Source organism: Deinococcus frigens DSM 12807, from assembly GCF_000701425.1.
Classification (GTDB): domain Bacteria; phylum Deinococcota; class Deinococci; order Deinococcales; family Deinococcaceae; genus Deinococcus; species Deinococcus frigens.
This window is the reverse complement of record NZ_JNIW01000002.1, coordinates 98,649-123,758: the sequence shown is the minus strand read 5'-3', so window position 1 is coordinate 123,758 and position 25,110 is coordinate 98,649. Positions and strand designations below refer to the sequence as shown.

The following is a 25,110-nucleotide window of genomic DNA, read 5'->3' as shown; positions in this document are numbered from 1 at the left end:
TGAGCTGGCGTCAAACCGGACGCCTGATCCACCCTGGAGGTTCCACCTATGCGTAGCCGCTTGTTGTTGTCCGTTGCCCTCGTCGTTTCCGCCGCCCTGACCACCTCGGCCAGTGCCGTGACCACCCTGAACGTCTTCATGGGCAGCCAACTGCGCCCCGAGGTGTTCCAGCCGCTGTTTGACCGCTATGAAAAGGCCAATCCCGACATCAAGATCAAGATCGAGACCGGCGGGGCCACCAGCGAGGCGCAGAACCAGTACCTGACCACCGTGCTGGCCGCCCGCGACGACACCCTGGATATTTTTCTAATCGACGTGGTCCGCACCGCCACCTTCGGCGCGGCGGGCTGGGCCGAGCCGCTCAACAGCTACCTGGGCGGCACCGACGCCTACCTCAAGTCCTTTTTGCCCGGCCCGATCAGCGCGGCCACCTATGGCGGCAAGCTGTACGCCATGCCCGCCTTTACCGATTCGCAGTTCCTGTACTACCGCAAGGACCTGCTCACCAAGTACAAGGCCAAGGTGCCCACCACCTGGGACGAGTTAAGCGCCACCGCCGCCAAAATTCAGAAGGGCGAGGGCGGCAAGATGCAGGGCTTCAACTTCCAGGGCGCGCCCATCGAGGGAACCGTCTGCAACTTCCTGGAAACGCTGTGGACCGCTGGCGGCGACGTGGCCAACGTGGACAGCGCGGCGGGCAAGCAGGGGCTGGGCTTCCTGGTGGACTCGGTCAAGTCCAAGCTGTCTTCCCCGGCCAGCGCCGAGATGAAGACCGACGACTCGCGCCAGCAGTTCCAGGCCGGGGACGTGGCGCTGGGCCTGAACTGGAGCTACGCCTGGGCGCACTTCCAGGGCAACAGCCCGCAGCCCACCACCGTCAAGGGCAATGTGGGCGTCGCGGCGCTGCCGTCGTTCGGCAAGAACGCCAGCGCCACCTGCACCGGCGGCTGGCAGTGGGGCGTCAATGCCTACGGACAGCACAAGAAGGAAGCGGTCAAGCTGCTGCAATTCATGGCGAGCACCAATGTGCAGCGCGACATGGCGATCAACGGCGCGTACCTGCCCGTCCGCAAAAGCCTGTACAACGATCCCAAGGTGCTGGCCGCCAACCCGCATTTCAAGGCACTCTACCCGGTGGTCCTCAAAGCCCGCCCACGCCCCGTCACGCCCAATTACCCCAAGGTCAGCGAGATCATCCGCAACAACGTCTCCGCCGCCATAGCGGGCAGCAAGACCGTGGACACTGCGCTGAAAGAAATGCAGCGCGATCTGGCCCCGCTGCTGAAGTAAGTTTTCAGCGCCTGGCCTGCCCCCCACATCTGGAGCTGAACAGAGATCGGGGGGCAGTTTTTTTGGAGGGAGGCCACAGCCAGCGCACTCCTCTCGTCATTTTGATCCCGCAGCCCGGCCAAAGGAGTCATCCATGACCCAGAAAAATGTCGCCGCCCCGGTGCCAAAGGTGCAAAAGCCAAAGGGCCGCATCCGGGGCGAGGCCAGCGAGGGGCAACTGGCCTTCTGGCTGCTGCTGCCCGCCGCAGTGCTGCTGTGCGGCGTGCTGCTGTTTCCCATGATCACCACCATCCGCGACTCCTTTTTCTTTAACAAGCTGACCGAGCCGTTCAACGGACAGCCGTTCGTGGGCCTCAAGAACTACGTGCAGATGTTTAATGACCCACGCTTCGGGACCTCGCTGCGAAATACGCTGTTCTTCGCGGTGCTGACGGTGGGCGGCTCGTTCCTGGTGGGCATTCCGATGGCCCTGGCGGCGCACAATCCCAGCCGGGTGCGGGGAATCGCGCGGGTGGCGCTGCTGCTGCCGTGGGCCATGCCGCCGGTGATGACCGGCCTGATCTTCGCGTGGCTGTTCAACGCCCAGTACGGCGTCTTCAACGACATCCTGGTGCGGCTGCATATCGTCAAGGAGCCGCTGCTGTGGCTCAGCACGCCGGGGCTGGCGGTGCTGGCGATGGTGGTCACAATTGTCTGGAAGACCAGTTCCTTTGTGGCGCTGATCGTGCTGGGCGGCCTCCAGGGCATCCCCCGCGAACTGACCGAGGCGTCGGAGGTGGACGGCGCGAGCCGCGCGCAGTCGTTCTTCCGCATCATTTTGCCGCTGCTGGCCCCCAGTCTGGCGGTGGCGTTCATCTTCCGCTCGATCAGCGCCGTGCAGGTATTTGATATTCCGTACACCTTTATCCAGCAGGCTCCGGCGCAGGGCTTGCTGGAAACCCTGGGGGTTTATATCTACCGCACCAGCATTGAGTTTCTGGACTTCGGCTACGCGGCCACCCTCAGCGTGGCGCTGTTCGCGGTCAGCCTGGCGGTCACGGCGGTCTACGTGCGCTTCGTGCGCGACGGGGCCAGCACATGAGCGGCGAACTGGCGGCCCCCGAACGGCTGAGCGCTGGCGATAGGGCCATACGCTGGGCGGGACTGACCGCCCTGATCGTCGGCGGCTTCTTTCCGCTGATCTGGATGCTCCTGACCAGCCTCAAGACCGAGGCCGAGTTGCAGAAATTCCCGGTGCAATACCTGCCGGGCATGCTGAACTTCGCCAACTACCTGCGCGTGTTTACCGAGCAGCCCTTCGCCCGTTTCTTCTTGAACTCGATGGCCGTCAGTCTGCTAAGTACGGCCCTGTGCATCGCGGTGGCGGTTCCGGCGGCCTACGCGCTGGCACGGCTGAACATCCGGGGGCGCGGGCTGCTGCTGACGGCTGTGGTGGCCTTTTCCATGTTCCCGGTGGTCAGCCTGCTGGTGCCGCTGTTCCGCCTGTTCCGGGGCCTGAGCCTGCTCAACAGCTACCCCGCGTTGATCCTCCCCTACGCCGCCCTCAGTCTGCCGGTGGCGATTCTGACGCTGGTGGCGTTTTTCAGCGCCATCCCGCGTGATCTGGAGGCGGCGGCCATGATCGACGGCACCAGTCGCGTGGGCGCACTGCTGCGCGTGGTGCTGCCGCTGTCTGCGCCCGGTATGGTCACGGCGGCGCTGCTGATCTTCGTGAACTCGTGGAACGAATTCCTGCTGGCGCTGAGCTTCAACACCAAGCTGGACATGCGAACGGTCAGCGTGGGCGTCACGCTGTATCAGGGGGAATTCGCCTTCCCGTGGCCGCTGATCGCCGCCGCCGTGGTGATTGCCACCATTCCGGTGGTCATGCTGATCGCCGTCTTCCAGCGCCGCTTTGTGGCCGGATTGACAGCGGGCGGGGTGAAGGCTTGAGGTGTTGCCCGCTTATGTTTCTGGGTGGCTGCCACGGTTTGACCCCTCAGTCTGCTTCGCAGCCAGCTCCTCTCAAAAGGGAGCTGAGGAGCGCAACTGGCCGAGCAATTCCACAACTCTTGCCTCCCTCCTAAGGGGAGGTGGCCCGAAGGGCCGGAGGGGTTCACCGTGGGAGCATCCCCTTCACCCTGAACGAATCTCGCTCTCTATCCCCGCCCACCCGCTCAAGGAGTCTTCCCCATGTCCATCCCCTCCCAGTCCGAATTCCTGTGGTTCCTGCAACTGTCGCGCGACGGCGAATTTATTGGCACCAAAAACAAGATGCCGCGCAAGCCCACGCTGCCGTACCTGCAAAGCCTGATCGCCACGGCGGGCGAGGCGGGCTTTGACGCGCTGCTGACCGCCACCAATTACCACAGCGAACACGAGAACTACACGGCGGCGGTGGCGGCGCTAGCGCAGACGGCGGCTACCGATCCGGCGCTGCTGATCGCCGTGCGGCCCGGCATGTTCCAGCCCGCCATGTACGCCAAGATGCTCGCCACGCTGCAAAATCTGTTTCCAGGGCGCGTTCGCCTGAACATCGTGACCGGCAGCAGCCCCGCCGAGAACGCCATGTACGGCGACTTCGAGGATCACGCCAAGCGCTACGAGCGCACCCGTGAATTCATGCAAATCCTGCGCCAGTTGTGGACCCAGCCGCCGCCGCAGTCTTTCAAATCGGATATTTATACCTTCGACAACGCCGTGCTGGACCCCGCCCCGGTGCAACCCATCCCGATCTACTTCGGCGGCGCGTCCCCGGCGGCCCAGCAGATCGCCGCCGAACTGGCCGACGTGTACCTGATGTGGGGCGAACGCGAGGACATGATCAAGGAGCGGATGGCACAGATGCAGGCGCTGGCGGAGACAGCCGGGCGCACCCTGCGCTACGGCCTGCGAACCCACGTCATCGTGCGCGAAACGGAAGCCGAGGCCCGTGCCGCCGCCGAACGGCTGATCAGCCGGGTGGACCCGGAGGTGCGCGCCGCCTTCGTGAACAGCCACGCCCATGTGGACGGCGTGGGCCAGCAACGCCAGATCGATATGGTCAAGGGCCTGGACGCCGATCTGATGGTGGAGCCGGGACTGTGGGCCGGGGTGGGCATGGCCCGCAGCGGCGTGGGCGTGGCATTGATCGGTGACGCGCAACAGGTGGCCGACAAGATTCGCCGATACGAGGAGATGGGCTTTAGCAGCTTCATCTTCAGCGGCTACCCGCATCTGGAGGAGGCCCGCCGTTTTGGGGAACTGGTGATGCCGCTGTTAAAGGGCAAGCAGGAAGAGGGACGCGCCATCCACACGGATAGAGTGGCCCCCGTCGCCTGATCCGGCCAGACGAAGAGGGAGGCGAGCAATCCAGCTCCGCCTCCCCTTTCTAGCCTGCGCCGCTTACTTGACGTTGGCCCGGATAAAGCAGGTGACCGTCGCGCCACCCTTCAGCTCGGGCAATTGCCAGCGGACGTTGGTGTACTCGCTGGGATTGACGGTCACTTCCTTCTTCACGTCCTGGCCGTCCTCGGTGACCGTCACAAATTTCTTGAGGGGTTCGGCGGCGTAGGTCTTGCCGTCGACGCTGAACAGCGCCGTCACACCAGGAATGTCGCACTGCTGGCCGATAAACGAGGTGGCCGCCGGGACCGCCATGTTCAGCTTGAGCTGCCGCACGGGCGTCCTGCTGGTGTTCTCGACGCGCTGCTGGAGCTGCAACAGGTTGCCCGGCGAGACGCCCCGGTTGGCGGTGTCGGTCAGTTCTTCAACCGTCTTACCGTCTGCCTGGACCACGCTGACCAGCAGGGTGGTGGCCGTGACCTTGAGGGGCGAGTTCTGCGCGCCCGCACTCTGGGCCAGCAGCGGAGCGGCCAGGAGCGCGGCCACCAGCGATGTGGTGATGTGGGTGTTTTTCATGAGGGATCCTCCTGTCACCTATTGTGCAAAGGCCAGATGAGAGACGGGGGCCGGGGGCTGATCAGCAAGGCCGGGCAATGGGGGGGGGTCAGGGGCGAACGGGGACCGCGCCGCTCAGGCCCCGTTCCTCAACCACAGCGGCCAGCACGCGGGCCACCTCATGGATCTCGGCGGCGTCCTGGCCCTCCACCATCACGCGGATCAGATTCTCGGTGCCGCTGGGGCGCAGGTTGACGCGGCCCTTGCCCGCCAGTTGGGCCTCGGCCCTGGACACCGCCAGTTGCACCTCCGCGTCGCGGGCGATGGCCTTTTTGTCGGCCACGCGCACGTTGACCAGGGTTTGCGGGTACATGGTCAACTCGTCGAACAGCATATCCAGGGTGGTGTCCAGCTTTTGCATGCTCGCCAGGGTCAGCAGCGCGGTCAGCACGCCGTCCCCGGTAGGCGAGACGTCCAGAAACAGGACGTGACCACTCTGCTCGCCGCCCAGTTGCAGTCCCTTGGAGTGCAGGCGCTCGTGGACATAGCGGTCCCCCACGGCGGTGCGCTCCAGCGGAATGCCGGCCTCCTCCAACTTCACCTCCAGGGCCATGTTGGTCATGATGGTGGCCACCACCGACGCCTCCTGACGGGCACGGGCGTTGAGCAGCAGCATGTGATCGCCGTGGACCGTGTTGCCACGCGAGTCCACGAACAGCGCCCGGTCCGCGTCGCCGTCGAAGGCCACCCCCAGGTCATAGTCGCCGTTGCGAACGATGGCCTGAAGGTGGTCCATGTGGGTGCTGCCGCAACTGCGGTTGATGTTGCGCCCGTCGGGGGTGGTGTACACCGCGAAGACGTCGGCCCCCGCCGCCTGAAAGACCTTGGGGGCCACCCGGTAGGCTGCGCCGTTGGCACAGTCCAGCACGATCTTGAGGCCCGTCAGGTCCGGCGCGTGAGAGGTCAGGTACTGGACATACAGCCGCTCGGCATCGGTGGAGTTGGTCACGCCGCCCAGGTCCACGCCGGTCACGGGGGCCAGCTCCGCAACGTCGAGGGTGGCCGCCTCGATCTCGTGCTCGGTGGCGTCGCTGAGCTTCTGTCCGTCTGCGCCGAAGAATTTGATGCCGTTGTCCTCGTATGGGTTGTGCGAGGCGCTGATCACCACCCCGGCGTCGGCCCCCAGGTACCGCGTGAGGTAACTGACGCCGGGGGTGGGCAGCACGCCCACATGGATCACGTTCACGCCGCGCGCGGTCAGGCCCGCCGCAAGCGCGGCCTCCAGCATGTCGCCGCTCTGGCGGGTGTCCTTGCCGATCACCACGCTCACTTTTCCAGATTCGGAACGGCGGGTCAGCACCTCGCCCGCCGCCGCGCCCAGGGCCATCACCCAGGCCGCAGTCAGGGGAAATTCGCCCGCCACGGCCCGCACGCCATCGGTGCCAAAGTACTGCCGGTCACTGTCGCTCATATCACGCCGATCATAGCGCCATGAGTGACTTACACACCCTACTCATCCCCGGAGTCTGAAGGTGCGGTCAGAAACGTGCGGTAGCGGTCCAACTCGGTTTCCAGACCCTTGCGGAAGGTGGCGGTCTGCCGGAAACTAGGAATGAATCCCAGATCCACTTCCAGCTCTCCTCCACCCATCTTGAGATTGGCCCAGCCCACCGCGCGTCCGGCGTGGAGCACAGGCAGGGCATAATAGCCCATCGTGCGTTTGGCGGCGGGCGTGTACGCCTCGAAGCGGTAGGGCCAGCCGTGCAGATGCTCGAAACGGCGGCGGTCCCACACCAGCGGATCGAATGGCCCCACGATCCGCACCCCGCGCGGGGCGGGAGAGTCGACGGGTGACCCCTCCGCCGTCCAGACATAAGCCACTCCATCGACTTTTGCGCCCAGCAGCTCCTCTTTAATAACTCCTTTCAGCACCGCCCTCAGTTCGCCGCGCAGGTGTGGAAAGCCGAAGCCGGACAGGGCCACCAGGTAGCGCAGGCTGGCCTCCGGCAGCGGGCTGTACAGGGCGGCCAGCAGATGCACCGCGCGGCGCAGGCGATCGGCTTCGGGCAGCGGACCCTCGCGCAGAACGGCCAGATGCGGGGCGGGGCCATACACCCGCACGCCGCCCACCCGGCGGGTCACGCGGGCCTCGCCCCGGTAGTGCAGCGCGCCCAGAATGCGGGTAGTGGCGCTGGATTGACCGCCCCAGGCGTTGACAGTGCGGCCCTTGCCCAGCGTGGCGGCCAGATCGCGCGGATGCAGCTCCTTGCCCTCATTCAGCCGGGCGCGGACCTCTTCGAGCAGCCCCGGATGCTCCAGTTCCACGCGGCCCGGCGCGACTTCGCGCGGGTGCAGCAGCGCCTGTACCGCGCGCGGCACGAAGCCGTAGTTGGGAATCATGTCTTCCTCGGCGTCCAGCTCGGCGTAACAGCGTTCCAGTTCTCCTGCCCGGTAACCTGGAACGCGGGCCAGCAGGGTCAGATCCTGCGCGCGGGCGGGAGCGCGGATCGGATCGGCCTGTAAGAAGCCCATGCGGTCAAGCGCCGCCTGAAGTGACGGCTGCGGTGTCAGGGTGCGCCAGGCTGCCGCGCGCAGATCGGCGGAGGTGAGGGGGGCCATCTCTAGTCTTCCAGCGCGGCCCCGGCTCTGCGCTCCAGCTCCCGCAACATCATGGAGGCGTGGTTGGCGGGGTTGCCGCTGCGGTGCTCGTAGACCAGGCAACCCTGCGGATCGATTAAGAAGGTGGCGCGGGACGCCATGCCCAGCAGCCCCCCCAGGCCGCCGATCACGCCGTAGGCCCGGCACAGCGATCTGTCGCCGTCGGGAATCAGCGGATGGCTCAGGCCGCAGGTGTCGCGAAAATGGGCCTGGTGGGCCTCGGTGTCGGTGCTGACGCCGATCACCGCCGCGTTCAGGCGCTCGAATTCCGGCAGCGCGGCCTCGAAACGCGCGGCCTCGATGGAACAGCCCGGCGAACTGGCGCGCGGGTAAAAGTACAGCACCACCCACTGGCGGCGCAGGCCCGGCAGGCTGACGGTGCGTCCGTCGTCGCTGCGGCGCGTGAACTGGGGGGCCGGTTTCTGGACGGCGGACTTCATGTCGGCATTTTAGGGGGGCGGGCGTCGGAATGCGGCAAGGCGACGGGGCGGCGGTCTGTGGAATGGATGGCCCGCGAAGGAAAGACCACCCCCAGCGGCCTCTGCACTACACTCGTTTCATGCTCAGCCGCGCCGATCTGGAGGCCCGCGAGGCGCGGGTGCTCGCGCCCTGCGCCACCCTGAGCCGCGATTCGCGTGGGCGGGAGTACCCCGAGACCGAGAGTGCCACGCGCACCGCCTTTCAGAAGGACCGGGACCGGGTGCTGCACACCACCGCCTTTCGCCGTCTGGAGGCCAAGACGCAGGTGTTCCTGAATGCCAGTGGGGACCACTACCGCACCCGACTGACGCACACGCTGGAGGTGCAGCAGGTGGCCCGTTCGGTGGCCCTGAGTCTGGGCCTGAACGAAACCCTAGCCGAGACGGTGGCGCTGGCGCACGATCTGGGCCATCCACCGTTCGGCCACGCCGGGGAGCGTGTGCTGGACGGTCTGATGGCCGGGCACGGCGGCTTTGACCACAACACCCAGGCCCGCCGCATCGTGTCGGTGCTGGAACAGCCCAAAGCAGAATATCCGGGATTGAACCTGACCCTGGAGACACTGGACGGTCTGAACAAGCATGACCGGGCCAATCTGGGCCAGCCCAGCCTGGAGGCCCAACTGGTGGACGCCGCCGACGCCCTGGCCTACACCGCCCACGATCTGGACGACGGCTTGCGAAGCGGATTGCTGTCGCACGCGCACCTGCTAGAGCTGCCACTGTGGGCGGAGCTGGCGGACCAAACGGGCATTTCTGGCGCAATCCTCTCTGAAGGTCAGCGCCGGACCCTGCACCGAGAACTGCTCGGCTGGCTGATCGGGGACCTGACGGCGGCCAGCGACGCAGCGATCGTCGAGAACGGGGTAGGGAGTGCCGCCGCCGTCCTGGTCCTGCCGGAGCGGTTGATTACCTACAGCCCCCACCTGCGCGGCCTGCTGCGCGAAACGAGCGTCTTTCTGAAAGGCAACCTGTACCGCCACTGGCGCGTGGAGATGCAGGTGGAGCAGGCCAGCCGGGTACTGACCACGCTGTTTCACGCCTTCGTGCAGCGCTCCAGCATGTTGCCCCCGCAATTCCAGGCGCGGACCGGGCAGGAGGAACTGGCCCGCGTCGTCTGCGATTACCTGGCAGGCATGACGGACCGCTACGCGCTGGACATGCACGCCAGCATCGCGGCCCCCGCGCAGCACGCCCCGCATTTTTAGCTTCGACGTTGGGCCGGGTCCACGTCACGCCACTGCCGCTCCCCTTGCCCACCCACGCCTGCATCTGATAGCCTGACCTTTAGTGTCTTGCGCTTGGTAGGGCGCGGATAGCCGGGCAGGCACCCGGACACGCACGAACCTTTCTCCCCGTTAGGCCGGGGCGTGTCGCCGCCAAATCCCACTTTATCTGTACGGAGTCTCACCGTGAAAACCTTTGTTCCTAAAAATGACGAGCAGAACTGGATCGTGGTGGACGCCACCGACATCCCCCTGGGCCGCCTGGCAACCGTGGTGGCAAGCCGGATTCGTGGCAAGCACCGCCCCGACTTCACCCCCAACTTGATCCAGGGCGACTTTGTGATCGTGGTCAATGCCACCAAAGTCGTGCTGACCGGTGGCAAGCTGGACGGCAAGGTTTACACCCGCTACAGCGGCTACCAGGGCGGCCTGAAAACCGAAACCGCCCGCCAGGGCCTGGCCAAGCACCCGGACCGCGTGATCGAACACGCCGTGTTCGGCATGCTGCCCAAAGGCCGTCAGGGCCGGTCCATGCACAACCGCCTGAAGGTCTACCCCGGCGAGCGTCACCCGCACGTCGCGCAGAACCCGCAGGCGCTGGCAATCACCAACACCGCACGCACCAAATCAATGCAGTCCAAGCAGAAAGCAGAGGTCAACTAATCATGGCGATCCAGCAACCCGAACAGTTCTACGGCACGGGCCGCCGCAAAACCGCCGTGGCCCGCGTGTTCCTGCGCCCCGGCGAGGGCAAGATCATGGTCAACGGCAAGGAGTTCCAGAGCTACTTCCGTGGCCTGCTGCGCGCCGTCAACGCCCTGCAAGCCTTCAAGGAAACCAGCACCGGGGGCCGTTACGACGCGCTGATCACCGTGGCTGGCGGCGGCCCCACCGGCCAGGCCGACGCCATCAAGCTGGGCATTGCCCGCGCCCTGCTGAAGGTCAACCCCGACTTCCGCGCTGTGATGAAGCCCCACGGCCTGCTGACCCGCGACTCCCGCGAAGTCGAGCGCAAGAAGTACGGCCTCAAGAAAGCCCGCCGCGCGCCCCAGTTCAGCAAGCGCTGAGCGAAACTTCGACGAAAAGACCCCTCCAGATCCTGGAGGGGCTTTTTGTTGTGGAGTTCGGAACGGGCTAGTAGCCCAGGCCCTTCACACCCACGTCCCGCTGATTTCCCGCACCGCCAGCGTCGTTCCCTCGGCGCTCACGATCAGCACCTGTGCGCCTTCGGGGGTATCAGGACCCGTCGCGCGCCAGTCGCTGTCGCCGACGCGCACCCGGCCCACGCCATTGTGGATGGCGGCGGTCACGGTCACGGTGCGGCCCACCAGACGGTTTGCCCCGGTATTCAGGCGCTCGCCTTCCTGGCCGCCCAGCGCCAGCTTACCCACGTAGCGCTTGCCCAGGAACACGGCCACGACGCTCAGGATGGCGAACAGTGCCAGTTGGAACGGCACCGCCAGCGGCAGCACGAACACGATCAGTCCCAGCGCAAACGAGGCCAGCGCCAGCCACACGAAGAAGATTCCCGGCGCGGCCACCTCCAGCATCAGCAGCACCGCGCCCAGCACCCACCAGTGGCCGGGCAGGACGCGCTCGAAAGACGGCAGCAGATCGTTCATACCTACCTCTTGGTCCCGCCGCCCGCACCGAAGGCTTCTTTCGCCACCTCCGCGATGCCTTGCAGGCTGCCCAGGATGCTGGTGGCCTCGATGGGCAAGATCAGGGTCTTTTGGTTGGGGGCGGTGGCAATCTCCTTCAGCGCGTCCACGTACCGCTGCGCGATGAAGTAATTGATGGCCTGCGCGTTGCCGTTGGCAATGGCGTCGCTGACCAGCCTTGTGGCCTCGGCTTCGGCGGCGGCCTCGCGTTCGCGGGCCTCGGCCTCCAGGAAGGTGGCCTGACGGCGGCCCTCGGCACTGAGGATCTTGGCCTGCTTCTCGCCCTCAGCCTTGAGGATGGCGGCCTGGCGAAAGCCCTCGGCGTCCAGGATGTTGGCGCGCTTCTCACGCTCGGCCTTCATCTGACGGCCCATGCTCGCCACCAGATCGGCGGGCGGGCGGATGTCCTTGACCTCGATGCGCGTGACCTTGACGCCCCACGGCTCGGTGGCCTCGTCCACCACGGCCAGCAGGCGGGCGTTGATGGAATCGCGGTTGCTGAGCAGGTCATCCAGATCCATGCCGCCCATCACGGTGCGGATGTTGGTCATGGTCAGGTTGAGGGTGGCCTGTTCCAGGTCGCGGACCTCGTAGCTGGCCTTGGCCGAATCCAGCACCTGATAGAACACCACGCCGTCCACGGTAATCAGGGCATTGTCGTGGGTGATGACTTCCTGGCTGGGCACGTCCAGCACCTGCTCCATCATGTTGACCCTGCGCCCGATCCGGTCGATGTACGGGATGATCAGGTTCAGGCCGGGTTTGAGGCTACGCTGATACTTGCCGAAGCGTTCCTGCGTCCACTCGTACCCCTGTGAAACGCTCTTGACACCCGCCAGCAACGTGATCAGCACCAGTAAAACGAGAACGACGATAACGATGAGTGGACCCATGAATTTCCTCCTGACAGCAATACGCGAGGCGAGGGCGGAAGGTTCCCGTCCCAGAAGGCTCTAAACTCCGTTCCGATGACGCTGGTGGATTTGAAGGAAGTGACCGTGAGGGCGGGGGGCCGCACCCTGTTAACAAACGTGAATCTGAACCTGCAACGGGGCGAGGCGCTGCGGCTGTTCGGCCCCAATGGGGGCGGCAAGACCACGCTTTTGCGGCTGCTTGCGGGCGAGGTGGCCCCAGTCTCAGGCCACCGCACTTACATCCTGCACGGCGTGAAACAGACTTCGGCGGTACGGGCGCGGCGCAGTCTGTCGGTGGTGGGGCCGGATGCCGAGGCCTTTTATCTGACCCGCGACTGGGAACAGACCGTGCAAGACGTGCTGCTGGCCGCCTACGAGGGCGACACCCTGAAATTGTGGGAGGCGACGCCGGAAGCCGAGGCCCGCCTCCTGGAAGTCGTGGCGTTGACTGGTCTAGATGCCCTGCTGGAACGAGATTTCCGCACCCTAAGCCACGGGCAGCGGCGACGGGTGATACTGGCGCGGGCGCTGATGCCCCGGCCCGAAGCCTTGCTGCTGGACGAGTTTACCGATGGCCTGAGCGTGGGCGCACGGCATGACCTGGGCCGCGTGCTGGCCGACGTTCACGCTTCGGGCGTCACCATCGTCCTCGCCACCCATCGCCCGGAGGAAGCCCCAGAATTGCCGTGGCGCACCGTGCGGGTGGAAGGCGGGCGCGTGCAGGAGGAAGAGGCCACCTCTCCCCCACCCCACCCCACCCTGAGCCTGCCCATTCCACCGGGCGCGGGCGACTTGATCCGCTTGCAGGATGTGGAGGTCTGGCGCAACGGCACGCGGGCGCTGGGGCCATTGAGCTGGACCTGGGAGGCCGGACAACACTGGCTGGTCACGGGCGAAAACGGCAGCGGCAAGAGTACGCTGGCGCGGTTGATCGCCGGGGAGCTGCATCCCGCTTTGGGGGGCCAGATTCAACGCCCATATTTGCAGCGTGACTTGCTCACCGAGCGCCGCCGCACCGTGGGCATCGTCGGGGCCGAACTGGGCATCCGGCAGCGGCGCGACTGGACCGGGCAGGACATCATAGGCAGCGCTCTCCACGGCACAGAAGGCTTTGTGCCGGAGCTGAGTGATGAGGAACTGGAGAAAGTCACAGCCCTCGCCACTCAACTTGATCTGCTGGACCTGCTGCCCCGCCACGCCGAAACGCTGTCACAGGGGCAGTTGCGGCGGCTGCTGCTGGCCCGCGCCGTGCTGCACGCGCCCACACTGCTGATTCTGGACGAGGGGCTGGATTTTCTGGACGCCGGGAGCCGCGCCCGCTTCCTGGCCCTGCTGCCCGAACTGGCGCGCGGCGGCACCCACGTCATGGTCATCGCCCACCGGGAAAGCGACGCACCAGACGGGCTGACGCACCACCTGCATCTGAACGGGGGGAAAGTCGGTGGAGTATCGCGCCTGCCGGTGGTCTCAGCAAAATAAAAAGGAGGGCGCGCGCCCCCTCCTTTGCAAAGAATGCTTATTTGATGGCGATGTCCGACACCGTGAACGGCAGCTCCGGGTTCTTGCCCTCGCCGCGCCGATCAAACTGGGAGTTGACCACCAGCAGGCGTTTGCCCTCCTGCGCGATGGTGGTGGGGTAGCGCAGGCTGCCGTCGCTGAAGGGCGTGCCCAGCGTGCCGCGCCCGAAATCGGCGGACAGCGTAACGGGCACGATGATCACGTCGGCGTTGCGGACCACGTACAGCGTCTGACCTTCCAGCAGAATGCCGTCGCCGTTCTTGACGGTCTGCCCGTTCAGATCGATCTCGGTCACGGATTTATCGGCCACGGTAATGCGGAACAGCTTGCCGGTATTGCTCTGGACCACAATCAGGGTTGTGCCGTCCGGGGTGGAGGCGATGCCGTTGAGGTTAAAGCCCATCTGGTATTGCAGCGCCGTGCCGGTAAAGTCCAGCCATGCCTCGGCGTCGCCCACGCTGGAGGCCGTGCGGCTGATGCGGAACAGGACCGGGCGCTGTGAATCGGTGACAAACGCAGCGTCCGGCGTGAGGGTGATGTCGTTGAGGAACGTGGCGCTGGCGGCGGGCGTGGTCAGGGTTCTGAGCAGGGACCTGGTGGCCGTATCGTACACGAAGACCTTGCCGCTGCCGCCGCCCGCAACGTACAGGCGGTTTTGCGCATCTATTTTCATGCCGATGGCGGTGGGGCGATCTGCCCTGGCAGGCAGGAACTCGGCCATGTCTTTCTGGCCCAGCGTTCCCTTGTTGATCGTGCCGTCGGTGGTACTGCCCACGTAGAAATCCTTGCTGCCAGCCAGATGGGCGATGCCCTCGGGGTAAACGGCGTTGCCGGGCAGGGTATAGCTGGTTATGCCGCCGGGGCAGCCCCAGCACGCCACAGGCAGCGAGGGTGACGGTCAGGGCGGCGGCATGCTTCCCTTATATAGAGGCCAGGCGTCAGCTACGGGTGCGCTTTGCCTTCAAACCTGTTTACACGGGATTCAGAAACAAGTCTGGACTGCGTTTCACAGCAACCATTTCCCGCGCCCCGTCGTCAGACTCGCCTCACTTTCAGGCACTAGCCTCCGCGCATGACGCGTTTTGCCCTGACCCTCGCCCTGCTTGCCCTGCCCCTGATGCCGTCCACCCTGGCCCAGACGGCCCCCGCCGCCGCCCCGGCCACCACGCCCGCCGCCGCAAAGGTCATCGACGCCATTACCGTGACCAGCAGCAAGGGCTACGCGATCACGGTGCCGGGCGGCTGGACCCCGCTGAAAAATGTGCCGGATACCGACGTGGCGTTCGTTAACAAGACCGTGGGCCAGCTTCGCCCCACCGTAACCGTACTGGTGCAGGACATTCCTGCCGACCTGAAAGCCACCCTGGCGGACGTGCGCGACCTGAACGCCCGCAAGATGCCCGAGCTGGTCCCCAGCCTGAAGATGCTGGGCGAGAAGACGGTCAGGGTCAGTGGCCAGAACGCCATCCTGTGGAGTTACACCGGCGACGGCGACGGCGGCAAGGTGCGCTGGACCCAGCTTTTCACGCTGAAGAACAACCGCCTGTACACCGTGACCCTGGTGACGCCCACCGGCACGCCCCAGGAACTGCTCGACAGCGGACGCGGTATCGTGGACAGTTTCGCCCTGACGGCCAAGTAACCCGGCCACAGCCGCGCTCCTCTTCCTGCGCGGAGAGGAGATTTTTCTGTGCACGTCTAGGCTGTGCACGTCTAGGCCCGCCCCAGCCGGTCTGCCCAGGCATTCAGGTACGCGCCCAGATCGGTCTGGCGCTCCAGCCGGGTGTGGGCGTGGCGGGCCAGCAGCGGCAGCGTGCCCACCTGCACGGCGTAGCCCGCAACCTCCAGCATGGCCTCGTCGTTGTCGCTGTCGCCAAAAGCCACCGCGCGGCCATGCGGCAGCTCCAGCGCGTCCGCGATCAGCGTCAGGGCCGCGCCCTTGTGCGCCCCCTGCGGCGTGATGGTCAGGAAACTGAGGTAGGGGGGCTGCGCGCCGGTCAGCACCAGATGCGGGTGGGACTGCCGCAGCCGCCCGGCAAAACCCGCCACCTGTGGATGGTAGAAGCCAACTTTCAGCACGTCCCCGGCGGGCGCTTCGCTAAGCGGGCCAGAGTTGCGGGCGATCATCCAGGGTTCCGGCTGGGTGCCGCGCGGCAGGTCCACGAACAGCCGCTGGGCCGTGAACAGCACAACGCGCGCGCCGTCCAGCTCGTGGGCCAGCACCGCTTCCAGGTCTGCGGCTGTGAAGCGGGCCTCGGTGTGCAGCTCGCCGTTCACCACGATGCGCCCGCCGTTGTTGGTGGCCACCGCATCGGGCTGCATAGCGTCCAGCACGGCGTCGGGGGCCAGGTCGCGCCCAGTGATGATCGCCAGTTTCACGCCTGCCGCACGCAGCCGGGCCAGCGCGCTTGCCGTGGCGGCGTCGGCCTCGCGGCCCTGCTCGGTGATCAACGTGCCGTCCAGATCAAAGGCCATCAGCAGCGGCAGGCCCGCTGGGGGCGGCAGGGGCGGGCGTCCGGTGGGGGGCTGGGCATCGCGGGAGGTCACGCGCGGCAGCCTAGCAAAGTCGGGCGGGGCGAAAGGTTGCAGGAGGGCATCCACAGTCCCCGCGTCCCACTCTGCCTGGCTCCCTTTTGAGAGGAGATGCAGACCGGGGGTTCACGGCCACACTGGAGTCCACCTTCACTCCAGGACATAAAAAAGCCGCCCACCACGGGGGCAGGCGGCTTAATTTCAACCTCTGGACTTATTCGCCCTGTGTTTCGGGGGCGGCCTCAGTTTGAGGGGCAGGCGCAGCGGCCTGGGCGGCAGCGGCTTCGGCAGCCTGGGCGGCGGCGGCCTGATCGGCGGCCTGCTTGCTGGCCTTGGCCGTCTTAGTGGCGGCGGCGTCCTTCATCACGCGGCTGCGGTCGCTCTTGATGCGGGCGGCCTTGCCGCGCAGGTCGCGCAGGTAGTACAGCTTGGCGCGGCGCACCTTGCCGCGTTCCAGCACGGCCACCTTGGCCAGCAGCGGGCTGCTGAAGGGAAACACGCGCTCCACACCCTCACCGAAGGAGATCTTGCGGACGGTGAAGCTGCGGCGGCTGCCCGAGCCGTTCAGGGCAATGACCACGCCCTCGAAGGCCTGGTTGCGGGTGCGGTTGCCTTCCACCACTTTGGTTTCCACGCGCACGGTGTCGCCGGGGCGAAACTCGGGGTGATCGGACTTGATGTGCGGCTGTTCGACGGCGCGCAGAATCGCGCCACGGTTCACTTTGATGTTGCTCATTGCAGGCTCCTTGGGTCAGCGGACTGCCCCACCTTCCAGCGTTCTTGGCCCGCGTGTGCGGGCGCTGGCAGAGGCATTCTTACACCAGATACGGCGCGCGGCTGCACGCTGACAGCCGGTCCGAACCTTGGGAGTATACGCGAGGCCAGCGGAAAACGGCAAGCGGGGCGCGGCTCACCTTCGGAAGGACCAAAAAAGACGAGGATACAGAGTGTGAGCTATATCTCAACTTTCCAACGATTTCTCGGAGGCGTCCGGGCGCGTCCAGGGCTGGGGCACCCGTGAACCCAGCTCAGGACAAACGCGACGGACTGATGGCCGATGCCTGGAACGCTGCCCACAGCCAGCACCGCCGGGTCTCGGAAGTGCGCGCCCGCGAGCATGTCGGCGCGGCGGGGTGGGCACAGAGCAGCACGCTGGAGGACATCATCCGCACCGGACAGCAGGGACTGGCGGCCACCGACGCGCTGCGGCAGGTCATTCACCTGACCACCGAGCAAATTCGCACGCTGCCGCTGGGGGCCAGCCCCCACGAGCGCGGCGGGCAAACTCAGGCGCTGCTGGACATCGTGGAAAACGGTGAGCAGCAGATCACGGCGGCGCAGGCCCTGGACCAGTTGGTGTGTCTGGCCCTGGAGGACGTGGCGCGCACGCCAGTGGACGAGTTGAATGTGGCCCAGCTGCGACTGATCCACGGGCGGGTCAACGACCAGTTGGCGGCCCTGAAAAACATCATCGGTGCGGCGCGGGCGCAGGCGCAGACGCTGGAGCAGGCCAATCATCTGGAGCAGGTCCTCAATGAACACCAGCACCGCGTCGATGAAATCCAGCGTTTCAGCGCGGCGCACGAGGCCGACGCCCTGGCCGACGCGGGCGAAAGCATCGTTGCACGCATCAGCGAACTGGACGAGGCCGCCCCTGAACAGGTGGACGCTCTGGTGCAGATCGGCGAGGCGGTGGTGGAGAAGATGGGCGAGACCGGCGCTTCTGAGCAGGAACAGGCCGAGGCCCTGGAGGAGCTGGCCGACGAGATGAAAGAGAAGGCCGACGAGTTGCGCGCAGACGCACCAGAGGCTCGCTAGAACGTGGTCCAGGAGCGCCGTACGCATCTGCCGTGAAGATAGACCACCAACTCCCCTTCCAGAATGCCGCCATTGCCCTCGGTAACCCCGCGTGAGCTGAGGTTGTCGGCGTCGCAGGTGAGCAGCACCCGCCCCAGCCCCAGTTCACGCGCCCGCTCCAGCGTCAGCCGCAGCAGGGTTGTGCCGTGGCCCTGCCGCCGGGCCGGGGGCCGCACCTCGTAGCCGATGTGTAGCCGATGTGGCCGCCAAACTCGCGCAGGTGTGGGATGAGGGTATGGCGCAGGCTGGAGCGGCCCAGGTACGTGTCGCCTTCCACCAGCCAAAGCTATGCGGAATGCACGAAGCCCTCTGGCTGCGCCCAGCCCAGCTCGTAACGGCGCAGCTCTTACAGCACCGCCCCGAAGTCCGGTTCCATTTCGGCCACCGCCCATTTCAGGGTGTCGCCCAGACCGCTGCCGGACGCCTGAGCTTCGCGTACGGTCCCAATGAAACTCTATTTGTCACGGCTGGACGGCTGGACGAGTTCGGGCATGGTTCCGATTTCACGTCCCGCTCTCCCAGACATCCCGCAAGATTGCCCGGCCAGGGATTAAGAACGGAGCCGCCCCTCAACCCTGAAGAATGAATTCGCCGTACTTCCTCCTCCGTCACCCGCCTTACATCCCGAATCTCCCGTAGATGTCATCGACATGCCGCAGATACCACGCCAGATCAAAAGCCTCCTCCAGCTCGGCGTCATTCAGCGGACTCTCGGGGTCGGCAGCCAGCAGCTCGCGCAGGCCCTCGCCGGTCTCCCAGCTCTTTAGGGCGTGGCGCTGCACCAGATCGTAGGCGGCCTCGCGGGACATGCCCTTTTCGTCAATCAGCGCATGCAGCACGCGCTGACTGAAGACCAGACCGCCCAGATCGTTCATGTTCTTGAGCATCCGCTCCGGGAAAACCACCAGACCGCGCAGCACTCCGGTCAGGCGGCGGGTGGCATAGCTGGCGGCGGCGGTGGCGTCGGGCAAAATGACACGCTCGGCGCTGGAGTGGCTGATGTCGCGCTCGTGCCACAGGGCCACGTTTTCCAGGCCGGTGGTCAGGAAGCCGCGCAGCAGGCGGGCAAAGCCGGTCACGTTCTCGGTCAGGATCGGGTTTTTCTTGTGAGGCATGGAGGAACTGCCGGTCTGCCCCTTGCCGAAGGGTTCCATCGCCTCGCGGACCTCGGAGCGCTGGAGGTGGCGAATTTCGACGGCAATTTTCTCCAGCGTCGTCCCGAAGATCGCCAGCGCCGCCAGCACCTCGGCGTGGCGGTCACGGGCCAGGGTCTGGTTGGTCACTGGAGCGGCCTCCCAGCCCCAGGCGCGGGCGACTTCCACCTCCACCTGCGGCGAGACGTGGGCGTAGGTCCCCACCGAGCCGGAGAGCATGACCACCCGAATGCGCCGCCGGGCCGCCGTCAGACGCTCCACATCGCGGTCCAGCGCCGCCATCCAGTTCAGGAATTTAAGGCCAAAGGTCATCGGCTCGGCGTGGATGCCGTGGGTGCGGCCCACCGTGGGCGTGTGCCTGTAGGCCAGCGCCTGGGTGCGGCAGACCTCGCGCAACGCGCCCGCATCGGCCAGGATCAGGCCCAGCGCCTCGTCCAGCAGCAGGTTCTGGGCGGTGTCCACCACGTCGGTACTGGTCAGGCCGTGATGGATAAAGCGGGCCTGGTCGCCGTAACGCTCGCTCAGGGCGCGGGTAAAGGCCACGATGTCGTGGCGGGTCACGGCCTCGATCTCGGCCACGCGGACAGCAAAGGCGTCGTCGATGGGATCGGCTTCAGTCTGCGCCACCAGTGCCGTATGCGCCTCGCGCGGCACCTCACCCTGCGCGGCCTGGGCGTCCATCGCGGCCAGTTCCACGCGCAGCCAGGCGCGGTATTTACTGGCCTCGGACCAAAGGGTCTTCATCTCGGGCGTCAGGTAACGTTCGATCACGCAGGGAGGCTAACACGGCCATAGGACACGGGATGGGCCGTGCCAGTGAGGCCCACGCACAGTAGCCGGGATGCCAGCATGGACCGCAAATGAACAGATTGATCGCCCTGCTGGTCACCGCCACAACCTCGACAGCCCTTGCCTACCCAGGCAGCGTTCCGGCAACGGCCCGTCTCTCCGTTCTGACCAGCGCGTCAGGTCCGCTGGTTGCCACGCTGCCCGCCAGAACCAACCTTGAGATTGTCTCGTGTACGGCAACCTCGTGTACTCCAACATGGTGCAAGGTCACGGCCCAGGGCAAAACGGGGTGGGTGGAACGCCCACTGGTCAGGGCCAAATACGGGCGCTGCACCGAGCTGAGCAAAATTGGGCTGTTCGATATCAAGAAAACCGAGGCTAGCTACACGCCAGGACTGGACCGGGACAACGATGGAATTGGCTGTAACAGAGTTGAATAAGTCCCCGTTCAGTCCTCCAGCTCGTCCTCTTCCAGCTCATCCTCTTCCGGATCGCCCTCGCCGATCATGGTGATCTCGGTTTCCTCCTCGGTAACGCGGTACGGCCCCTCGCTGGCGATGTAGTCGGCGGCCATCTTGAGGGTTTCCTTGACCCACCCATAATCGTTGCTGATGGTGGCCACGCCGATCACTTCCCAATCGTGGGCGTCCAGACCGTCCAGACGGGCCACCGTCAGAGGGAAGCGGACCTTCAGGCGCTCGACCACCGGGCGCACCAGGGCGCGCTTTTCCTTGAGGTTGCTGACCCAGGGCATTTCCAGCCGGATGGTCAGGACGCCCACATACCCCAGCGCCACCGCTACGACATTCCGGCCAGGAAGCTCTGACCGCCCACCGCCCGCCCCTGATCCAACACGGTCAGTTGCGAAGGAGGGTAAGGTATCTCGATCTGGCCGTCGTTGGGGATGGCCTGTGGGACGCTGGGCAGGGCAACGGCGACAGTCTGCCCGGCGTCGTGGGACATGCCGCAAATGCCCAGTAGCACACGGGGAACGCAAATAGTCATGCCCGCCATTATGCGTCCGCACCCGCGCCCGAAGTGCCAGAAATGTCTCCCGCTCGGCTGGGGAGAGCGCCCGGAGTCAGCCGCTGGCCCGGCGCGGTGTCCAGACGGCTGCCCAGGTGCCGCACCGCGTAAGCGCCGATGGTCACGGCTTCCTCGGCCTGTGCCGCACCTTTTAGACCGGGCGCGATGGGAAAGTGCACCTCGTAGACGGCGGCGTCGTAGGCGCTCTTGACGGTGGCGTGCAACAGACCCTGCGCTGTCTCCGCAGCGGCCTCGGGCGACAGGCTCAGGGTCCGCACCAGCACGATGGGCTTATCGCCCTGCCACACCGACTGCGCGAAAATAAAGCCCGCCAGTTGCCCGTCCTGCTCGGCCACAAAGGAATGCTCGCTGCGCTCATAGAACTTCAGCGCGGGCAGGCTGGTGGATACGCGGCCCTCGCGCTCGCGCGCAGGCAGAGTGTCGAAGGCAGGGTCCAGATGCCGCTGCACGGTCAGGTCCAGCGCCTGAAGCGCGGCGTTGTCCTGTTCGGTGAAAATCCGGTAACGCATGGGGGGAGTCTACGGGTCTGAGAGGCCAGAGGTCTGAAGGATCAGTGACCGCTTGCCCGCTCCACTTCCTCCCACGTCGGCATGGCGTCTTGCGCGCCGGGGTGGGTGCAGGCCAGGGCAGCGGCGATCCCGGCCCAGCGCAGGGCCGCTTCCAGCGTGTCGCCATGTGCCAGCCGCGCGGTCAGCACGCCGCAGAAGGTATCACCCGCCCCGGTAGTGTCCACCGCATTGACCGGGTGCGCGGGCAGGCGGTGCATCTCCCGCGCTGTCACGGTCAGGCTGCCCTTGCCCCCCAGCGTGACGGTCACCGCCCCCGGCCCGCGTTCCAGCAGGGCGCGGGCGCGGTCCTCGACCTCTCCCTCTCCGGCCAGGGCGGCGAGTTCGTGCTCGTTGACCAGCAGGTGACCCGTCAGGCGCAGCAGTTCGGGGGCGGTGTCGCGGGTGGGGGCGGCATTGAGGAGGACGGTCAGGCCCGCGTCCGAGGCGCGTTTCGCTGCCTCCAGCGTGATTTTGGGAGGCAGTTCCTGTTGCAGCAGCAGGTGCGTGAAGCCGCCCAGATCGGCGGACAGATGCTGGGGCGTCAGCCGGGCATTCGCGCCGCTCGCCACGGTAATGGCGTTCTCGCCCGCGTCCGAGACGGTGATTAGCGCCAGTCCGGTGGGGGCGTCCAGGGTCAGCAGGCCGGACAGGTCCACGCCCGCCCGCCGCAGCCCGGAGAGGGCCACGTCCTGGAAGGCGTCCTGACCCACAGCCCCGATCATGGACACTTGCGCGCCAGCCAGCGCTGCCGCCACCGCACCATTCGCCCCCTTGCCCCCCGGCGAAGTTCGTGTATCGCCGCCCAACACCGTTTCGCCGGGGCCGGGAATACGCGTGGCACGCACGGTCAGGTCCGCATTGACGCTGCCCACCACCAGCACGCTCACGCCAGTTCCAGATCGAGACGCTTCATGGCGACGATCATAGGCGAGTATGGGCCGCTCTGCTCAGACCCCCTCGGTTTCTACCGGATATTTCTCGCGCCACAGCGCCCAGCCCTTTTCGGGAAAGGCGCGTTTGGCCTCGGGGGCGAACAGACTCGCGCCCTCGGTTTCCAGCTCGGGCAGGGGGCAGGCGATAATTTCCGTTTCCTGCATGGCGGGATGATCGGACCACGCCAGCAGGCGGCCCGCACCGCCCCAGGGATCGCCCGTCGCCCACACGATCCGGCCCACCTCCAGCAGCGCGGAGGCACCGCCGCACATCAGGCACGGTTCCAGGCTGGAATACAGGGTCAGGCTCTGCGGGTCCTCCAGCTTGCCCGCCTGGAAGAACACGTCCATCTCGGCGTGCGCCACGCTGGCGTCGCCCACCCGCTCGGCGGTCTGCGCCTCGCCCGTGCGGTTGCGGCCCCGCGCGATGACCTGCCCGCTCTGGTCCACCAGCATGGCCCCGACAGGGGAGCTTCCGGCCTCAAGCGACCGGCGGGCCAGGGCCAGGGCTTCGCGCAGATGAACTTCATGGACGGACACTTCAGTGGCAGGAACAGTCATGCGGCAAAGTCTGGCAGTTCCACGGCCAAACTCCGTCCGACACGCTACCAAACGGTCCAGAGACAACCTTGAGCCTGGGCTTATGCGGGGGCAATGGTGGGGGGAGGGCTTGAAGACCACACCGCCTGTCGGTAATCATTGCACCAAGTTCAATTCTCTTCCGCCCCTGTGGATGGCCTGTGACTGCCCGGCCTCTGACCTACAGGCCGCCCCACCCACTGAGTCTCCAAAGGAGTGTCATGACCCCTCCCCTGCCCCCTCAGCCACCGTCAGGCCAGCCACCGTCAGGCCAGCCACCGTTGGATCGGCCCCAGATAGACCGCCCCTGGTTCAAACACTATGAGTCCGGCGTGCCGCACGACTTCATGCCCAGTAAGCTGACGCTGCCGCAACTGCTGGAACGGACCGCCCAGGCCTACCCGGACCGCGTGGCCCTGGCGTTCCTGGGGGCGAACACCACCTACCGGGAGCTGTGGCAGAACGCGCAGAAGCTGGCGCTGGCGCTGCAAAAGATGGGCGTGGAGCCAGGAGACCGCGTGTCGGTGATGCTGCCCAACTGCCCGCAGTTCGTGACCGCCTTTTTTGGCACGCTGCTGGCCGGGGCGGTGGTGGTCAACACCAGCCCGCTGTATGTGGCCGACGAACTGGAGCACCAGTTGAACGACAGCGGCAGCGAGACGCTGATCCTGCTGGACACCTTTTACCCGCGCTACGCCGAGGTTCAGGAGCGCGTGCCGGTGCGGCGCGTGATCGTGACCGGCATTCAGGACGCCCTGCCCTTTCCAAAAAATCTGCTGTACCCGGTCAAGGCGCGGCGTGAGGGAACCTGGGTGGACGTGCCGGGCGGCGCGCACCTGCTGCACTACATGGACCTGCTCAAATTTCAGCCCCCCACGCCCGCGCCCGCGCCCCGGCAGCCAGGCGATCTGGCGCTGCTGCAATACACCGGCGGCACCACCGGCACGCCCAAGGGCGCGATGCTCAGCCACCGCAATCTGGTCGCCAACGCCGAGCAGGGCCGCGCGTGGATGACGGACCTGAGGGGCGGGCAGGAGGTCACGCTGGCCGCCATTCCCTTCTTTCACGTCTACGGCATGACCGTGGGCATGAACCTCAGCGTGCTGATTGGCGCGACGATGGCGCTGGTGCCCAACGCCCGCGATATCGGCACCGTGCTGGACCAGATCGAGGCGTCGGGGGCCACGCTGTTCCCCGGCGTGCCCACGCTGTACAACGCCATCAACAATCACCCAGATACGCCCAAACACGATCTGACCAGCATCCGGGCGTGCATCAGCGGCAGCGCGCCCCTGTTGCTGGACACCGCCCACAAATTCCGCGAGATCACGGGCGGTGCGAATCTGGTGGAGGGCTACGGCCTGACCGAGGCCAGCCCCATCACCCACACCAACCCCATTTTCGGCCAGCACAAGGAGGGCAGCATCGGCCTGCCCATGCCCGGCGTGGACGCCATCGTGGTGGGCGAGGACGGCGAGATCGTGGACACCGGCGAGGTGGGCGAACTGTGGGTGGCCGGGCCGAATATCATGCTGGGGTACTGGCAGCGCCCGGAGGCCAGCGCGGAGACGCTGCGCGAGATGCACGGCAGGACCTGGCTGCTGACCGGCGACATCGCGACGGTGGATGATGACGGCTATTTCCGCATCGTGGACCGCAAGAAGGACCTGATCATCGTGGGCGGCCACAACGTCTACCCGCGCGAGGTGGACGAGGTACTGAACGCCCATCCCGCCGTGCTGGAGGCGGCTGCCGTGGGTCTGCCCGACGAATACCGGGGCGAGACGGTGCATGCGGTGGTTCACCTGAAGCCCGGCGCACAGGCCAGCGAGGCCGAGATCATCGCGTACTGCCGCCAGCATCTCAGCTCGTACAAGGCTCCGCGCAGCGTGGAATTCCGGAGCGAGGAGCTGCCCAAGACGGCGGCCATGAAGGTCCTGCGCCGTCAGTTGGCGCAGGAGGCCAGAGAAGGGCGGGAGTAGCAGCAGACCGCGTGAACAGTTGTTGAATAACAGAAGTTGAAGACCGGAGAACAAAACCCCCACCCGTCTGGCTGTGGGGGCTTTTC

The 25,110-nt window shown here is 66.1% G+C and carries 28 protein-coding genes; 12 read left to right on the top strand and 16 right to left on the bottom strand.

Annotated elements, in window-relative coordinates:
• The first annotated feature begins 48 nt into the window (after positions 1 to 48).
• From Q322_RS0101435 to Q322_RS0101420, 4 genes are all read left to right on the top strand, one after another.
• A complete protein-coding gene (locus Q322_RS0101435; RefSeq protein ID WP_029475213.1) occupies positions 49 to 1,290 on the top strand; it encodes an ABC transporter substrate-binding protein in 1,242 nt (413 codons plus the stop codon).
• Between the two features lie 133 nt (positions 1,291 to 1,423).
• Positions 1,424 to 2,371 carry a carbohydrate ABC transporter permease gene (locus Q322_RS0101430; RefSeq protein ID WP_034417233.1) on the top strand — a complete coding sequence of 316 codons (948 nt, stop codon included), beginning with the start codon at positions 1,424 to 1,426 and terminating at the stop codon, positions 2,369 to 2,371.
• Positions 2,368 to 3,222 carry a carbohydrate ABC transporter permease gene (locus Q322_RS0101425; RefSeq protein WP_029475208.1) on the top strand — a complete coding sequence of 285 codons (855 nt, stop codon included), beginning with the start codon at positions 2,368 to 2,370 and terminating at the stop codon, positions 3,220 to 3,222. The genes Q322_RS0101430 and Q322_RS0101425 overlap by 4 nt, the downstream gene beginning before the upstream one ends.
• 240 nt (positions 3,223 to 3,462) lie before the next feature.
• Complete coding sequence (locus Q322_RS0101420; protein WP_029475206.1) at positions 3,463 to 4,590, top strand: LLM class flavin-dependent oxidoreductase; 1,128 nt, start codon at positions 3,463 to 3,465, stop codon at positions 4,588 to 4,590.
• Positions 4,591 to 4,653: 63 nt separating this feature from the next.
• Here the strand turns inward: Q322_RS0101420 and Q322_RS0101415 are convergent, their stop codons facing one another.
• From Q322_RS0101415 to Q322_RS0101400, 4 genes are all read right to left on the bottom strand, one after another.
• The gene (locus tag Q322_RS0101415; protein ID WP_029475204.1) at positions 4,654 to 5,169 is read right to left on the bottom strand and encodes a hypothetical protein; all 516 of its coding nucleotides are present in this window, start codon (positions 5,167 to 5,169) and stop codon (positions 4,654 to 4,656) included.
• 88 nt (positions 5,170 to 5,257) lie between these two features.
• Positions 5,258 to 6,619, bottom strand: coding sequence for a phosphoglucosamine mutase (gene glmM, locus Q322_RS0101410; RefSeq protein ID WP_029475202.1), 1,362 nt, complete (start codon positions 6,617 to 6,619; stop codon positions 5,258 to 5,260).
• Between the two features lie 38 nt (positions 6,620 to 6,657).
• The gene (locus Q322_RS0101405; RefSeq protein ID WP_029475200.1) at positions 6,658 to 7,767 is read right to left on the bottom strand and encodes a winged helix DNA-binding domain-containing protein; all 1,110 of its coding nucleotides are present in this window, start codon (positions 7,765 to 7,767) and stop codon (positions 6,658 to 6,660) included.
• A gap of 2 nt (positions 7,768 to 7,769) precedes the next feature.
• The gene (locus Q322_RS0101400) at positions 7,770 to 8,246 is read right to left on the bottom strand and encodes a peroxiredoxin (RefSeq protein ID WP_029475198.1); all 477 of its coding nucleotides are present in this window, start codon (positions 8,244 to 8,246) and stop codon (positions 7,770 to 7,772) included.
• Positions 8,247 to 8,365: 119 nt separating this feature from the next.
• Here Q322_RS0101400 and dgt point away from each other — a divergent pair, with 119 nt between their 5' ends.
• The 3 genes from dgt (at position 8,366) to rpsI (ending at position 10,578) form a co-directional block, all read left to right on the top strand.
• Positions 8,366 to 9,493: a dGTP triphosphohydrolase gene (gene dgt / locus Q322_RS0101395; protein ID WP_029475196.1), complete on the top strand. Its 1,128-nt coding sequence runs from the start codon at positions 8,366 to 8,368 to the stop codon at positions 9,491 to 9,493.
• 204 nt (positions 9,494 to 9,697) lie between these two features.
• Positions 9,698 to 10,174: a 50S ribosomal protein L13 gene (gene rplM, locus Q322_RS0101390; protein ID WP_029475193.1), complete on the top strand. Its 477-nt coding sequence runs from the start codon at positions 9,698 to 9,700 to the stop codon at positions 10,172 to 10,174.
• 2 nt (positions 10,175 to 10,176) lie between these two features.
• Entirely contained in the window at positions 10,177 to 10,578 is a 402-nt protein-coding gene (gene rpsI / locus Q322_RS0101385; RefSeq protein ID WP_029475191.1) for a 30S ribosomal protein S9, read from the top strand.
• Positions 10,579 to 10,662: 84 nt separating this feature from the next.
• On the opposite strand, the gene Q322_RS0101380 is transcribed toward rpsI, so the two are convergent.
• Both Q322_RS0101380 and Q322_RS0101375 read right to left on the bottom strand, forming a co-directional pair.
• A complete protein-coding gene (locus Q322_RS0101380; RefSeq protein WP_029475189.1) occupies positions 10,663 to 11,133 on the bottom strand; it encodes an NfeD family protein in 471 nt (156 codons plus the stop codon).
• Positions 11,134 to 11,135: 2 nt separating this feature from the next.
• Complete coding sequence (locus Q322_RS0101375) at positions 11,136 to 12,065, bottom strand: SPFH domain-containing protein (RefSeq protein ID WP_034417229.1); 930 nt, start codon at positions 12,063 to 12,065, stop codon at positions 11,136 to 11,138.
• A 75-nt stretch (positions 12,066 to 12,140) separates the two neighbouring features.
• On the opposite strand from Q322_RS0101375, the gene Q322_RS0101370 reads away from it, so the two are divergent.
• Positions 12,141 to 13,565, top strand: a complete 1,425-nt coding sequence (locus Q322_RS0101370; RefSeq protein ID WP_051667975.1) for an ATP-binding cassette domain-containing protein — start codon at positions 12,141 to 12,143, stop codon at positions 13,563 to 13,565.
• A gap of 37 nt (positions 13,566 to 13,602) precedes the next feature.
• Here the strand turns inward: Q322_RS0101370 and Q322_RS0101365 are convergent, their stop codons facing one another.
• Positions 13,603 to 14,484: an SMP-30/gluconolactonase/LRE family protein gene (locus Q322_RS0101365; RefSeq protein WP_051667973.1), complete on the bottom strand. Its 882-nt coding sequence runs from the start codon at positions 14,482 to 14,484 to the stop codon at positions 13,603 to 13,605.
• A 192-nt stretch (positions 14,485 to 14,676) separates the two neighbouring features.
• Between Q322_RS0101365 and Q322_RS0101360 the strand changes: the two genes are divergently transcribed.
• Complete coding sequence (locus tag Q322_RS0101360) at positions 14,677 to 15,246, top strand: PsbP-related protein (RefSeq protein ID WP_029475181.1); 570 nt, start codon at positions 14,677 to 14,679, stop codon at positions 15,244 to 15,246.
• Positions 15,247 to 15,317: 71 nt separating this feature from the next.
• Here Q322_RS0101360 and Q322_RS0101355 read toward each other — a convergent pair whose 3' ends face one another.
• On the bottom strand, positions 15,318 to 16,151 hold the full coding sequence (locus tag Q322_RS0101355) for an HAD-IIB family hydrolase (RefSeq protein ID WP_342667648.1): 834 nt from the start codon (positions 16,149 to 16,151) through the stop codon (positions 15,318 to 15,320).
• 199 nt (positions 16,152 to 16,350) lie between these two features.
• Complete coding sequence (gene rplS, locus Q322_RS0101350) at positions 16,351 to 16,872, bottom strand: 50S ribosomal protein L19 (protein ID WP_029475178.1); 522 nt, start codon at positions 16,870 to 16,872, stop codon at positions 16,351 to 16,353.
• 281 nt (positions 16,873 to 17,153) lie between these two features.
• On the opposite strand from rplS, the gene Q322_RS0101345 reads away from it, so the two are divergent.
• Positions 17,154 to 17,954 (top strand): hypothetical protein, encoded by an 801-nt coding sequence (locus Q322_RS0101345; protein ID WP_029475176.1) that lies wholly within the window; start codon positions 17,154 to 17,156, stop codon positions 17,952 to 17,954.
• Here Q322_RS0101345 and Q322_RS24340 read toward each other — a convergent pair.
• Together Q322_RS24340 and purB are read right to left on the bottom strand one after the other, a co-directional pair.
• On the bottom strand, positions 17,951 to 18,169 hold the full coding sequence (locus tag Q322_RS24340) for a GNAT family N-acetyltransferase (protein WP_245593094.1): 219 nt from the start codon (positions 18,167 to 18,169) through the stop codon (positions 17,951 to 17,953). The genes Q322_RS0101345 and Q322_RS24340 overlap by 4 nt on opposite strands.
• 441 nt (positions 18,170 to 18,610) lie before the next feature.
• Complete coding sequence (gene purB, locus Q322_RS0101335; RefSeq protein WP_029475174.1) at positions 18,611 to 19,918, bottom strand: adenylosuccinate lyase; 1,308 nt, start codon at positions 19,916 to 19,918, stop codon at positions 18,611 to 18,613.
• A gap of 89 nt (positions 19,919 to 20,007) precedes the next feature.
• On the opposite strand from purB, the gene Q322_RS22100 reads away from it, so the two are divergent.
• Positions 20,008 to 20,376 carry an excalibur calcium-binding domain-containing protein gene (locus Q322_RS22100; protein ID WP_084147697.1) on the top strand — a complete coding sequence of 123 codons (369 nt, stop codon included), beginning with the start codon at positions 20,008 to 20,010 and terminating at the stop codon, positions 20,374 to 20,376.
• Between the two features lie 8 nt (positions 20,377 to 20,384).
• Here the strand turns inward: Q322_RS22100 and Q322_RS0101330 are convergent, their stop codons facing one another.
• From Q322_RS0101330 to Q322_RS0101310, 5 genes are read right to left on the bottom strand one after another with little or no spacing between them, the layout of a single operon-like run.
• On the bottom strand, positions 20,385 to 20,732 hold the full coding sequence (locus Q322_RS0101330) for a DUF503 domain-containing protein (RefSeq protein WP_029475172.1): 348 nt from the start codon (positions 20,730 to 20,732) through the stop codon (positions 20,385 to 20,387).
• Positions 20,733 to 20,734: 2 nt separating this feature from the next.
• Positions 20,735 to 20,899, bottom strand: coding sequence for a heavy-metal-associated domain-containing protein (locus Q322_RS0101325; RefSeq protein WP_342667647.1), 165 nt, complete (start codon positions 20,897 to 20,899; stop codon positions 20,735 to 20,737).
• Between the two features lie 50 nt (positions 20,900 to 20,949).
• Positions 20,950 to 21,492, bottom strand: a complete 543-nt coding sequence (locus Q322_RS0101320) for a DUF1999 domain-containing protein (RefSeq protein ID WP_029475168.1) — start codon at positions 21,490 to 21,492, stop codon at positions 20,950 to 20,952.
• A 41-nt stretch (positions 21,493 to 21,533) separates the two neighbouring features.
• The gene (locus tag Q322_RS0101315; RefSeq protein WP_029475166.1) at positions 21,534 to 22,418 is read right to left on the bottom strand and encodes a ribokinase; all 885 of its coding nucleotides are present in this window, start codon (positions 22,416 to 22,418) and stop codon (positions 21,534 to 21,536) included.
• 60 nt (positions 22,419 to 22,478) lie between these two features.
• Positions 22,479 to 23,024: a nucleoside deaminase gene (locus Q322_RS0101310; RefSeq protein ID WP_029475164.1), complete on the bottom strand. Its 546-nt coding sequence runs from the start codon at positions 23,022 to 23,024 to the stop codon at positions 22,479 to 22,481.
• 365 nt (positions 23,025 to 23,389) lie between these two features.
• Here Q322_RS0101310 and Q322_RS0101305 point away from each other — a divergent pair, with 365 nt between their 5' ends.
• Positions 23,390 to 25,024, top strand: a complete 1,635-nt coding sequence (locus tag Q322_RS0101305) for a long-chain-fatty-acid--CoA ligase (protein WP_245593100.1) — start codon at positions 23,390 to 23,392, stop codon at positions 25,022 to 25,024.
• Positions 25,025 to 25,110 lie beyond the last annotated feature (86 nt).